This window comes from Acidiphilium sp. PM, assembly GCF_000219295.1.
Classification (GTDB): domain Bacteria; phylum Pseudomonadota; class Alphaproteobacteria; order Acetobacterales; family Acetobacteraceae; genus Acidiphilium; species Acidiphilium multivorum.
In genome coordinates this window covers 1-12,018 of record NZ_AFPR01000122.1, presented here as the reverse complement: position 1 = coordinate 12,018, position 12,018 = coordinate 1, and the positions used below count along the sequence as shown (strand labels likewise).

Below are 12,018 nucleotides of genomic sequence, written 5' to 3'. Positions count from 1 at the left end.
GGCCGCCTGCGTTTTCGTGGTGAGGTCGGCGAGGCGGGCGACGACCTGCGCTGTCTTGTCCTCGGTGGCGCGCAACGCGGCGTTGGCGGTGATTTCCTGGGCCAGCAGGGCTTTCCGACGCGCTGCCGCCATGGCCTCCGCCCTTGCCGCCGCCGCCGCCGCCGCGCGATGGCGTTGCGCTGCCGCGTTCGCCTGATCGAGCCGGCTGCGCGCCGTGCCGAGCTGGTCGGCCCGCGCCGCGCCGGCGGCGAGTACTGCGACCAACAGCGCGGCAGTCGCGGCGAGGCGGCGCGCGGCCAGTAGCATCAGGCGCCGATCAGGCTCCGGCCGGTCATCGCTTCCGGCTGGGGAAGCCCGAGCAGGGCGAGAAGCGTCGGCGCGAGGTCGGCGAGCCGGCCGTCATGCAGTTTCGCATCCGCCGGCCCGCCGGTCAGCAGCACCGGCACGCGGTTGAGCGTGTGCGCGGTGTGCGGGCCGCCGGTTTCGGGATCGCGCATCATCTCGCAATTGCCGTGATCGGCGGTGACGATCATCGCGCCGCCCTGGGCGCGGATCGCCGCCTCGATCCGGCCGAGTCCGGCATCGACGGTCTCCACCGCCTTGATCGCGGCGGGCAGCGAGCCGGTATGGCCCACCATGTCCGGGTTGGCGAAATTCAGGACGATGAGGTCGAAGCGGCCGGATTCGATGGCGGCGACGACCTTGTCGGTCAGTTCCGGCGCCGACATTTCCGGCTGCAGGTCGTAGGTCGCGACCTTGGGCGAGGCGACGAGGATGCGTTCCTCGCCCTCGAACGGCGTCTCCCGCCCGCCGTTCAGGAAGTAGGTGACGTGCGGGTATTTCTCGGTTTCCGCCGCGCGCAGCTGGCGCTTGCCGGCGCGGGCGACCACCTCGCCGAGCAGGTCGTCCATCCGCTGCGGCGGGAACAGCGTGTGCATGAAATGCGCGAGATCGTCGGAATAGGTCACCATGCCGAGCGCGGCGGCGAACCGGATATGCCGGGCGTGCTCGAAGCCGTCGAAGCCAGGATCGAGCAGGGCGGAGAGGATCTCGCGCACGCGGTCGGCGCGGAAATTGGCGCAGAGCAGGCCGTCGCCGTCGCGCATGCCCTCGTAGTCGCCGATCACGACCGGCTTGACGAACTCGTCCGTCACCCCCTCCGCATGGCTTGCCTTCACCGCGGCGACCGGATCGTCGGCATGGCTCCCCTTGCCCTCGGTGAACAGGTCGAAGGCGAGGCGGACGCGCTCCCAGCGGTTGTCACGGTCCATCGCGTAATATCGGCCGATCACGGTCGCGATCTCCGCCCCTTTCGGCAGCGCGTCGCGCAGCCAGGCGAGGCAGTCCGGCGCGCTTTCCGGCGCCGTGTCCCGCCCGTCGGTGATGGCGTGGACGAAGACGGGAATGCCGGCCTGCGCGACCGCGCCGGCAAGGGCTGCGACATGGCGCTGATGCGCGTGCACCCCGCCCGGAGAGACGAGGCCGAGCAGATGGCAGGCGCCACCCGATTCGCGCAGCGCGTCCACGAAGCGGCGCAGGTCGGCATTCTCGGCCAGCGAGCCGTCCTCGATCGCGCTGTCGATCCGGGGCAGTTCCTGCATGACCACCCGGCCGGCGCCGATATTGGTGTGGCCCACCTCGGAATTGCCGATCTGACCCTCGGGCAGGCCGACATCGCGGCCGCAGGCGCTGAGGAAGGCGTGCGGCGACTCCCGCCAGAGACGGTCGAAATGCGGCGTGTTCGCCAGGGCCACGGCGTTGTCGGCGCGGTCCTCGCGCCAGCCGAACCCGTCGAGTATCGTCAGCATCACCGGCCTGGTCATCGCACTCTCCCTCATCTGCCGCCCGCAGATGGACAGAGGCGCTTGCGCGGGTCAAGCGCGGTTCCGATCCGGCACCGGCACCTCTATATAGGCCGAATGCTGATCGATTCTCATTGCCATCTCGACTACTTCACCGAGGCCGAGCGTCCCGCCGTCATCGCCCGCGCGCACGAGGCCGGGGTCGGGCGGATGGTGACCATCGGCACCTCGATGCGCCAATCGGAAACCGCGATCGCCATCGCCGAGAGCGATCCCAGCGTGTTCGCCTGCATCGGCGTGCATCCGCACAATGCCGGCGGCGATGCGGGCGTGCCCAGCCCGGAGGCGATCGCCGAGGTGACGCTGCATCCCCGGGTAATCGGCATCGGCGAATCCGGGCTCGACTATTTCTACGACAAGGCGCCGCGCGCGGTTCAGGCGGAGAATTTCCGCGCCCATATCCGCGCGGCGCAGATGACCGGCCTGCCTCTTGCCATCCATGCCCGCGACGCGGATGACGACGTCGCCACCATGCTGGAGGACGAGCACGCGAAGGCGCCATTCCTGTTCCTGCTGCACTGTTTTTCCTCGGGCCGGGGGCTGGCCGAGCGGGCGCTGGCGATTGGCGGGTTCCTTTCCTTCTCCGGCATCCTGACCTTCCCGAAATCGGCGGAACTGCGCGAGATCGCGCGCGATATTCCGCGCGAGCGGCTGCTGGTGGAAACCGACTCGCCCTATCTCGCCCCGGTGCCGTTCCGCGGCAAGCGCAACGAGCCGGCGCACACCGTCCACACCGCCAGGGTGCTGGCGGAGGTGAAGGGCATGGGAATGGCCGAGATGGCCGATCTCACCACCGCGAATTTCCGCCGCCTGTTCGTCAAGGCTTCATGAGGTTCACGCTCACGCTGCTCGGCACCGGCGGCTCGGCCGGGCTGCCGCAGATCGGCGGCCCGGATGGCGGCGGCGACTGGGGGCAATGCGATCCGGCGGAGCCGCGCAACCGCCGTACCCGCGCGAGCGTGGTCTTCAGCGCCGCCGACGGGCAGCGCATCCTGGTCGATACCGCGCCGGAAATCCGCCTGCAGCTTACCGACAACCGGATCGACCGGATCGACGCGGTGATCATCACCCATCCGCACGCCGACCATATCGCCGGGCTCGACGACATCCGCATCCTCAACCGTCTCCGCGGCACGCCGATCGACGCCTATACGGACGAGCGCACCTGGGCGGAGCTGCGCCAGCGGTTCGACTACGCGTTCCGGCCCTGGGAGCCGCCCGGCTTCTTCCGCCCGGTGCTGCGCACCCACACGATCCTGCCCGGCGAGACCAGGACCATCGCGGGCCTGCCGGTGCGCTTTATCCGGCAGGATCACGGCTTCATTCCCTCGCTCGGGCTGCGCGTCGGCAATGTCGCCTACTGCCCGGACGTGGTGCGCTTCACGCCCGACCAGTTCGCCTTGCTGGAGGGGGTGGACACCTGGATCATCGACTGTTTCACACGGCGCGGACCGCACCCGACACATGCCCATCTCGACCAGGTGATCGAATGGGCGACGGCGCTGCGCCCGCGCCGCACCATCCTGACCCATATGGGGCTCGACATGGATTACCGCACGCTGTGCGACACGCTGCCCGCCGGCTTCGAGCCCGCGTTTGACGGCATGATCATCGAGGGAGACGCACCATGACGCATGAAGAGAAACTCGACCGGCTGGCCGAGGTCGCCGTCCGCATCGGCGTCAACGTGCAGACCGGCCAGGAGCTGATCGTCAACGCGCCGATCGAGGCGCGCGACCTGGTGGACCGGATCGCGACCCATGCCTATCGCGCCGGCGCGGCGCTGGTGATCCCCTTCTTCGCGGACGACCTGATCCAGCGTGCCCGGTTCCGCGAGGCGAGCGAGGACAGTTTCGATTTCGCGCCGGCCTGGCTGTACGAGGGGGTGGCGAAGTCGATCGACGAGGGCGCGGCGATGCTGACCGTGGTCGGCACCGACCCAATGCTGCTCGCGGATTGCGACCCGGCGCGGATCGGCCGCGCCCAGCGCGCGATGGCGCGGGCGATGAAGCCGGTGCGCGGCTTGATCAGCGGTTTCGCCACCAACTGGTCGATCCTGTCCTTCGCAACACCGGGCTGGGCGAAATCGGTCTTCCCCGGCGAGCCCGACCCGGCCGCGCGTCTGTGGGATGCGATCTTCGAGGTCTGCCGAATCAACGTGGCCGATCCGGTTGCCGCCTGGCATGCCCATGTCGCGACCCTGCGGGCGCGGTGCGACGCGCTGAACGCCCGCCGCTTTGCCGCGCTGCGCTTCAACGGGCCCGGCACCGACCTGGAAGTCGGCCTGGCCGACGGGCATCTCTGGGCGGGCGGGTCCGCGACATCGAAGGATGGCACCGCCTGCATGCCGAACATGCCGACCGAGGAAGTGTTCACCATGCCGCATCGCGAGCGGGTGAACGGCAGCGTGCGGGCGAGCAAGCCGCTGGTGCATGGCGGCGCGCTGATCGAGGACATCGAGGTGCGGTTCGAGGCGGGGCGGATCGTCGAGGCGAAGGCGAGGCGGGGCGAGGACGTGTTCCGCGCCCTGATCGCGACCGACGAGGGGGCGAGCCGCCTAGGCGAGGTGGCGCTGGTGCCGGATGCCTCCCCGGTATCGCGCTCGGGGCTGATCTTCCGCAACACGCTATTCGACGAGAACGCGGCGAGCCACATCGCGCTCGGCCAGGCGCTGGCGCTCAACATGGAAGGCGGTTGCGATGCCGCCCGCGGCGCCAACGAAAGCCTCATCCATGTCGACTGGATGATCGGCTCGGCGCTGATGGACGTCGATGGCGTGAACGCCGACGGCACCATCACGCCGGTGATGCGCGGCGGCGCCTTCGTGATCTGAGCGCCGGCTGGCGCGATCAGAGCCGGCGGACGGTGTAGGCGGCTTCCAGCGCCTCGGTGATCGAGCGGCCATGGGCGGCGTCGCGCGCCTCGAACATCACTTCGAGATGCGCGGCCTGCACGGTCGGCGAGGCGAACTGGCGCTGGTGCACGACCTCGATGATGTTGCCGCCCTGATCGCCGATGCGGGCGGCGATGTCGGCCAGCACGCCGGGGCGGTCCGGGATTTCCATCAGCACCTTCACGATCCGCCCGTCGCGCATCAGGTTGCGCAGTAGCGTGTTGGCGAGGACGCGGGTGTCGATATTGCCGCCGCAGATCGGCAGGGCGAGCCGGCGGCCGGCGAAGCGCTGCGGGAAGGTCAGCACCGCGGCGAGGGCGGCGGCGCCGGCGCCCTCGGCGACGATCTTGCCGCTCTCGGCCAGCATCGCGATCGCCTGCTCGACCGCCGCTTCCGGCACGACCAGAACCTCGACCTCGTGTTCCTTCAGCAGCGCGAGCGGCAGCTGGCCGATATCGCGCACCGCGATGCCCTCGGCGATGGTCGCGCCGCCGACCTTGACCTCCTGGCCCGCGAGCGCCTGGGCAAAGCCGGCATAGCTTTCGACCTCGACGCCGAGGATCTCGACGCCGGGGCGCAGCGCCCGCGCCGCCACCGCGCAGCCGGAGATGAAACCGCCGCCGCCGGTCGGGATCACCAGCGCGTCGAGATCCGGCAGGTCATGGATCACCTCGAGGGCGAGCGTGCCCTGGCCGGCGATCACGTCCGCGTCGTCGTAGGGGTGGACGAAGACCAGGCCTTCGCGGGCGGCGAGTTCATGGGCGTGGGCGGCGGCCTCGGCGAGGGTTTCGCCGTGCAGCACCACCTGCGCGCCCCAGGCCCGGGTGCGGGTGACCTTCGTGGTCGGGGTGAAGCGCGGCATCACGATGGTGGCGCGGATGCCGGCGAGCTGGGCGTGGCGCGCCACCGCCTGGGCGTGATTGCCGGCCGACATCGCGATCACGCCGGACTTGCGCTCGGCCTCCGTCAGCAGGGCGATGCGGTTTGCCGCCCCCCGTTCCTTGAAGGCGCCGGTGGCCTGCAGGTTCTCGAGCTTGAGATGGATGTCCGCACCGGTCGCGCGCGAGAGCGCGTCGGCGCGGACCAGCGGCGTGCGCAGCACCGCGCCGGCGATCCGGCCGGCCGCCGCCTCGATATCGGCGAGGGTGACCAAGGCCTCAGCCGAACCGGACGGCGAGGATCTCGTAGCTGCGGTCGCCGCCGGGGGCGGGCACCGAAACGGTGTCTCCCGGCTTCTTGCCGATCAGCGACTTGGCCAGCGGCGAGGTGACGGAAATCCGCCCGGCCTTGATGTCCGCCTCGTGGACGCCGACGATCTGGTAGGTGACTTCCTTGTCGCTCTCCTCGTCGATCAACTCGACATGGGCGCCGAACTTCACCGTGTCGCCCGACAGGGTGGACGGATCGATCACCTCGGCGGCGGAAATGATTTCCTCGAGTTCGGCGATCCGACCCTCGATGAAGGACTGGCGCTCGCGCGCGGAATGGTATTCCGCGTTTTCCGACAGGTCGCCGTGGCTGCGGGCCTCGGCAATCGCCCGAATGATCGCCGGCCGCTCCTCGGACTTGAGGTGGCGCAGCTCGGCTTCGAGATTCTGCAGTCCGGGCCCGGTCATCGGGAATTTTTGCACGGCAGTTCCTTCAGTCAGGTTAAGCCAACAGGCGTAAGGATGAGCGAAAAAGTCGCGGGCCGGAGGAATCCGGCGCCACGATCATCGGAACGATTGCGGAAAATACGACTGAAGCGGCGCGACTTCAAGGCTGCCCGCGGCAAGGGCGGCGATGGCGTGCGAGGCCGCCCGCGCGCCGGCGATGGTCGTGTAGTGCGGCACGCCGTGGTTCAGCGCCTGGCGGCGGATGTCGAAACTGTCCGCCACGGTCTGCGCGCCGGAGGCGGTGTTGATCACCAGCTGAACCTCGCCGGAGCGGATCGAGTCGACGCAGTGCGGCCGGCCCTCCAGCACCTTGTTCACCGCCCGCGCGGCGATGCCGGCTTCGGAAAGATGCGCGGCGGTGCCACGGGTCGCCATGATCTCGAAGCCGAGATCGACGAAGCGGCGGGCGATCGCGAGGATCGCCGGCTTGTCGGAATCCCGCACCGAGAGGAACACCGTGCCCGCCTGCGGCAGCTTCACCCCGGCGCCAAGCTGGGCCTTGGCGAAGGCGCGGGCGAAGCTGACATCCAGCCCCATCACCTCGCCGGTAGACTTCATCTCGGGGCCCAGCAGCACGTCGACGCCGGAGAAGCGGGCGAAGGGGAACACCGCTTCCTTCACCGCAACGTGACTGCGCATCACGCTGTCGTCCAGCCCGAAGGAGGCCAGCGCCTCGCCGGCCATCACCCGCGCGCCGATCTTCGCCACCGGTACGCCGGTCGCCTTGGCGACGAAGGGCACGGTGCGCGAGGCGCGCGGATTGACCTCCAGCACGTAGACGTTCTCGCCCTGGATCGCGAACTGCACGTTCATCAGCCCGATAACATTGAGCGCCTTCGCCATCGCCTCGGTCTCGGCGCGCAGTTCGGCGACGATGGCGGGCGAGAGCGAATAGGGCGGCAGCGAGCAGGCGGAGTCGCCGGAATGGATGCCGGCCTCCTCGATATGCTCCATCACGCCGGCGACGTAGACGCTCTGGCCGTCCGCGATGCAGTCGACATCGACCTCGATCGCATCGTTCAGGTAGCGGTCGATCAGCACCGGGTTGGTGCCGGAGACCACCACCGCCTCGCGCATGTAGCGGCGCAGGCTGGCGAGGTCGTAGACGATTTCCATCGCCCGGCCGCCGAGCACGTAGGAGGGGCGGATGACGACGGGGAAGCCGATCCGCTCGACGATCGCTTCCGCCTGCTCGGCCGAGCGGGCCAGCCCGTTTTCCGGCTGGCGCAGGCCGAGCGAGCGCAGCAGGTCGTGGAAGCGCTCGCGGTCCTCCGCGGCATCGATCGCGTCGGCCGAGGTGCCGAGGATCGGGATGCCGGCCTCGGCGAGGGCCTGGCTGAGCTTGAGCGGCGTCTGCCCGCCATACTGCACGATGCAGCCGAGCAGCGTGCCGCGCTCCTGCTCGCGGCGGAGCAGGGAGAGCACGTCCTCGGCGAAGAGAGGCTCGAAATAGAGGCGGTCGGAGGTGTCGTAGTCGGTCGAGACTGTCTCGGGGTTGCAGTTGACCATGATGGTCTCGAACCCCGCCTCGCGCAGCGCATAGGCGGCGTGGACGCAGCAATAGTCGAACTCGATGCCCTGGCCGATCCGGTTCGGGCCGCCGCCGAGAATGACGACCTTGCGCCGCTCGCTCGGCTCCGCCTCGCAGACCGGCGCGCCGAAGCCGCCTTCATAGGTCGCGAACATATAAGAGGTCGCCGATGCGAATTCGCCGCCGGTGCTGTCGATCCGGCGATAGACCGGGGTGACGCCGAGGGCGAGGCGCGCCTTGCTCACATCCGCCTCACTCCGGCCGGTAAGGGCGGCGAGGCGGCGGTCGGAGAATCCCAGCGCCTTGAGCGCGCGCATGCCGAGCTCGTCGCCGGGCAGGCCCTCCGCGGCGACGCGGCGTTCGGCCTCGACGATGTCCTCCATCTGGCGGAGGAACCAGGGGTCGAACTTGCAGGCGGCGTGGATTTCCTCGACCGAGAGGCCGGCGCGCAGCGCCTCGGCGGCGATCAGCAGCCTGTCGGGCCGCGGGGTGGAGAGCGCGGCGCGGAAGGCATCGCGCGTGCCGTCACCCGGCTTCTCGACCGGATCGAGCCCGGCGAGGCCGGTCTCCAGGCTGCGCAGCCCCTTTTGCAGCGCCTCGGGGAAGGAGCGGCCGATCGCCATCGCCTCGCCGACCGACTTCATCGAGGTGGTCAGCAGCGCCGGCGTGCCGGGGAACTTCTCGAAGGTGAAGCGCGGGATCTTGATGACGACGTAGTCGATCGTCGGCTCGAAGCTCGCCGGGGTGACGCGGGTGATGTCGTTGCGCAGCTCGTCGAGCGTGTAGCCGACGGCGAGCTTCGCCGCGATCTTGGCGATGGGAAAGCCGGTCGCCTTCGAGGCCAGCGCCGAGGAGCGGGAGACGCGGGGGTTCATCTCGATGATGACCATGCGCCCGTCGGCCGGATTGACGCCGAACTGCACGTTCGAACCGCCAGTATCGACGCCGATCTTGCGCAGACAGGCGATCGAGGCGTCGCGCATCAGCTGGTATTCGCGGTCGGTCAGGGTCAGCGCGGGGGCGACCGTGACGGAGTCGCCGGTGTGCACGCCCATCGGGTCGATGTTCTCGATCGAGCAGACGATGATGCAGTTGTCCGCCCGGTCGCGGACCACCTCCATCTCGTATTCCTTCCAGCCGAGCACGCTTTCCTCGATCAGCACCTCGGTGGTCGGCGAGGCGTCGAGCCCGCCGGCGACGATTTCGAGGAATTCCTCGCGGTTGTAGGCGATGCCGCCGCCGGTGCCGCCAAGGGTGAAGGAGGGGCGGATCACCGCCGGCAGGCCGACCAGGTCGAGTGCTGCGCGCGCCTCGTCCATTGTATGGGCGATGGCGCTGCGCGGGCTCTCGATGCCGATCTCGGCCATCGCGTCGCGGAATTTCAGCCGGTCCTCGGCGCGGTCGATCACCTCGGCGCGGGCGCCGATCAGCTCGACGCCGTGCTTCTCAAGCGTGCCGGCCTTGGCGAGCGCCATCGCGGTGTTCAGCGCCGTCTGCCCGCCCATGGTGGGCAGCACCGCATCCGGCCGTTCCTTGATGATGATCTTCTCGACCATCTCCGGCGTGATCGGCTCGATATAGGTGGCATCCGCCAGTTCGGGATCGGTCATGATCGTGGCGGGATTGGAGTTCACCAGGATCACCCGGTAGCCCTCCTCGCGCAGCGCCTTGCAGGCCTGGGCACCGGAATAGTCGAACTCGCAGGCCTGGCCGATGACGATGGGCCCGGCGCCGATGATCAGGATCGATTTGATGTCTGTGCGTTTCGGCATGGTCAGCCCTCCATCATCGCGACAAAGCGCCGGAACAGGTGATTGGCATCCGACGGGCCAGGGCTGGCCTCGGGGTGATATTGCACGGAGAAGCAGTTCTTCGCCGGGCAGGCGATGCCCTCGTTCGAACCATCGAACAGGGAGCGATGGGTAACCGTCACGCCGTCGGGCAGGCTGGCCTCATCCACCGCAAAGCCATGATTCTGGCTAGTGATCTCGACCTTGCCGGTGGCAAGCTCCTGCACCGGCTGGTTGGCGCCGCGATGGCCGCGGGCGAGCTTGTAGGTCTTCGCGCCAAGCGTGTGGGCGAGGAGCTGGTGGCCGAGGCAGATGCCGAAGAGCGGCTTGCCGGCATCGAGCACGCCGCGGATCGCCGGCACGGCGTATTCGGCCGTCGCCGCCGGGTCGCCGGGGCCGTTGGAGAGGAACACGCCATCAGGCTGATGACGGAGGATATCCTCGGCCGAGGCGGTGGCGGGGACGACGATGACCCGGCAGCCGGCGCTCGCGAGGTTACGAAGGATGTTGCGCTTCGCGCCGTAATCCACGGCAACTACAGTAAATTTCGGCGCGTTCTGCCTACCGAACCCGTGCGCGCGGTCCCACAGCGTCTCGGTCCATTCGTAGCTCTGGGTGCAGGAGACCTCGCGCGCGAGGTCCATGCCCTCGAGCCCCGGCCAGGCGCGGGCCCGCTCGACCAGGGCGGGGATGTCGAAGCGGCCGTCCTCGGGATAGGCGATCAGCGCGTTGGGCGGGCCGTCGTCGCGGATGGTGCGGGTGAGGGCGCGGGTGTCGACTCCGGCGATGCCCGGCAGGCCCATGCGGCGGCACCAGGCGGCCAGCCCCTCGGCGGCGCGCCAGTTCGACGGACGGGTGATGTCGCGGTTGATCACGAGGCCGCGGGCGAAACTCGTGTTCGCCTCGATATCCTCGGGATTGGCGCCGACATTGCCGATATGCGGGAAGGTGAAGGTGATGATCTGCCCGGCGAAGGACGGATCGGTCAGGGTTTCCTGATAGCCGGTCATGCCGGTGGAGAAGCAGAGTTCCGCCGGCTCGCCGGTGGAATGCGCGCCGAAGCCGCGTCCCCAGAACACGCGGCCGTCGCCCAATACCAGCGCCGCGGTTGCGCCCTCCGGTTTCGTGGTTTCGGATTCCATTGCAATGTCTCCTGAAAGATCGGCCAGGGACAGGCCGGTCGCGGCAATCACCGCCGGCCAGTGCCGTGCCGGAATCGCCCCGGCGCTGCGCCACTTGCGCACGGCCTCGGTCGAAACCTGGGTCAGCCGGGCTGCCGCGTCGGCGCCGCCCAGCAGGTCGATGATCTCGTCTGTCGTCTTGGGCATGACGGTCTCATGCCGGATTTTTTCTCCGAATTCAACCGGACTTCTCCTGATCGGAGGGCGGTCGGAAATTATTTCCGCCAACGACATTTTGCCGCGCTCTTCCGCGCGTGCCCGGTCCTCGGCTAGACAGATGGGATGAATTCCGACCGCGCCGCCGGCGCAACCCCCGCGATGGCGCAGTGGTTCCAGGCCAAGGCCGACTATCCGGACGCGCTGATCTTCTTCCGGATGGGCGATTTCTACGAACTGTTCTTCGAGGATGCCGAAGCGGCCTCGGCGGCGCTCGACATCGCGCTGACCGCGCGCGGCACCCATCAGGGCGAGCCGATCGCGATGTGCGGCGTGCCGGTCTCGCAGCGCGATACCTATCTGACCCGGCTGATCCGGCGGGGATTCCGTGTCGCGGTGGCCGAGCAGGTCGAGGCGCCGGAGGCGGCGAAGGCGCGGGGCGGCAAGGCGCTGATCGAGCGCGCCGTGGTCCGACTCATCACCCCCGGCACGATCACCGAGGAGGCGCTGCTCGATCAGGGCCGCGCCAGCCTGCTGCTCGCGCTGGTGCCCCGGGCCGGGCGGATCGGCGCCGCCTGGCTCGATGTCTCGACCGCGTCATTCGAGACCGCCGACCTGGCGGGGGGCGAACTGGCTGCCCTGCTCGGCCGGCTAGACCCGGCGGAAATTCTTTCCGGAGCGGATATCGAGCTTGGGGCGCATGAAGGCCGGCGCACCGATCCCGGCCCGCCGCCGGCGGCGGAGCTTGCCCGGCGCGATCTCGCCCGGCTGTTCGATGTTGCCTCGCTCGACGCCTTTGGCGCCTTCACCGATCAGGAGGCGCAGGCGGCGGCGGTGGCGCTGCGCTATGTCGAGCGCAGCCAGGCCGGGACGTTGCCACGCATCGCCCGCCCGGTGCGCGCGGGCGAGACCGGCCTGATGGCGATGGATGCCGCGACCCGCGCCAGCCT

General features: G+C 69.3%; 8 protein-coding genes and 2 pseudogenes. 4 read left to right on the top strand and 6 right to left on the bottom strand.

Annotated features, from left to right (window positions below):
• Window positions 1-306: pseudogene (locus tag APM_RS06355) on the bottom strand (peptidase M23); the annotation flags it as partial.
• Entirely contained in the window at window positions 306-1,823 is a 1,518-nt protein-coding gene (gene gpmI, locus APM_RS06350) for a 2,3-bisphosphoglycerate-independent phosphoglycerate mutase (RefSeq protein WP_007422527.1), read from the bottom strand. The gene gpmI and the pseudogene APM_RS06355, both read right to left, overlap by 1 nt.
• Before the next feature lie 96 nt (window positions 1,824-1,919).
• Between gpmI and APM_RS06345 the strand changes: the two genes are divergently transcribed.
• The 3 genes from APM_RS06345 to APM_RS06335 are packed head-to-tail and all read left to right on the top strand — an operon-like array spanning window position 1,920 to window position 4,695.
• Window positions 1,920-2,693 (top strand): TatD family hydrolase, encoded by a 774-nt coding sequence (locus tag APM_RS06345; RefSeq protein ID WP_007422528.1) that lies wholly within the window; start codon window positions 1,920-1,922, stop codon window positions 2,691-2,693.
• Window positions 2,690-3,493 carry an MBL fold metallo-hydrolase gene (locus APM_RS06340; RefSeq protein WP_007422526.1) on the top strand — a complete coding sequence of 268 codons (804 nt, stop codon included), beginning with the start codon at window positions 2,690-2,692 and terminating at the stop codon, window positions 3,491-3,493. The genes APM_RS06345 and APM_RS06340 overlap by 4 nt, the downstream gene beginning before the upstream one ends.
• On the top strand, window positions 3,490-4,695 hold the full coding sequence (locus APM_RS06335) for an aminopeptidase (protein ID WP_007422525.1): 1,206 nt from the start codon (window positions 3,490-3,492) through the stop codon (window positions 4,693-4,695). The genes APM_RS06340 and APM_RS06335 overlap by 4 nt, the downstream gene beginning before the upstream one ends.
• A 16-nt stretch (window positions 4,696-4,711) precedes the next feature.
• Here the strand turns inward: APM_RS06335 and APM_RS06330 are convergent, their stop codons facing one another.
• The 4 genes from APM_RS06330 to carA all read right to left on the bottom strand — a co-directional run bounded on the left by APM_RS06330 (window position 4,712) and on the right by carA (window position 11,059).
• The gene (locus tag APM_RS06330) at window positions 4,712-5,908 is read right to left on the bottom strand and encodes a threonine ammonia-lyase (protein ID WP_007422524.1); all 1,197 of its coding nucleotides are present in this window, start codon (window positions 5,906-5,908) and stop codon (window positions 4,712-4,714) included.
• 4 nt (window positions 5,909-5,912) lie between these two features.
• A complete protein-coding gene (greA, locus tag APM_RS06325; RefSeq protein ID WP_007422523.1) occupies window positions 5,913-6,386 on the bottom strand; it encodes a transcription elongation factor GreA in 474 nt (157 codons plus the stop codon).
• Between the two features lie 81 nt (window positions 6,387-6,467).
• Window positions 6,468-9,713, bottom strand: a complete 3,246-nt coding sequence (gene carB / locus APM_RS06320) for a carbamoyl-phosphate synthase large subunit (RefSeq protein ID WP_007422522.1) — start codon at window positions 9,711-9,713, stop codon at window positions 6,468-6,470.
• Window positions 9,714-9,715: 2 nt separating this feature from the next.
• The gene (gene carA / locus APM_RS06315) at window positions 9,716-11,059 is read right to left on the bottom strand and encodes a glutamine-hydrolyzing carbamoyl-phosphate synthase small subunit (RefSeq protein WP_011941867.1); all 1,344 of its coding nucleotides are present in this window, start codon (window positions 11,057-11,059) and stop codon (window positions 9,716-9,718) included.
• 135 nt (window positions 11,060-11,194) lie between these two features.
• On the opposite strand from carA, the pseudogene APM_RS06310 reads away from it, so the two are divergent.
• Window positions 11,195-12,018: pseudogene (locus tag APM_RS06310) on the top strand (DNA mismatch repair protein MutS); the annotation flags it as partial.

What these genes read in the sequence shown, in the direction of transcription:
- gpmI (WP_007422527.1), bottom strand. Translation starts at nt 1,823, where the DNA reads ATGACCAGGCCGGTGATGCTGACGATACTCGACGGGTTCGGCTGGCGC.
- APM_RS06345 (WP_007422528.1), top strand. Translation starts at nt 1,920, where the DNA reads ATGCTGATCGATTCTCATTGCCATCTCGACTACTTCACCGAGGCCGAG.
- APM_RS06340 (WP_007422526.1), top strand. Translation starts at nt 2,690, where the DNA reads ATGAGGTTCACGCTCACGCTGCTCGGCACCGGCGGCTCGGCCGGGCTG.
- APM_RS06335 (WP_007422525.1), top strand. Translation starts at nt 3,490, where the DNA reads ATGACGCATGAAGAGAAACTCGACCGGCTGGCCGAGGTCGCCGTCCGC.
- carB (WP_007422522.1), bottom strand. Translation starts at nt 9,713, where the DNA reads ATGCCGAAACGCACAGACATCAAATCGATCCTGATCATCGGCGCCGGG.
- carA (WP_011941867.1), bottom strand. Translation starts at nt 11,059, where the DNA reads ATGCCCAAGACGACAGACGAGATCATCGACCTGCTGGGCGGCGCCGAC.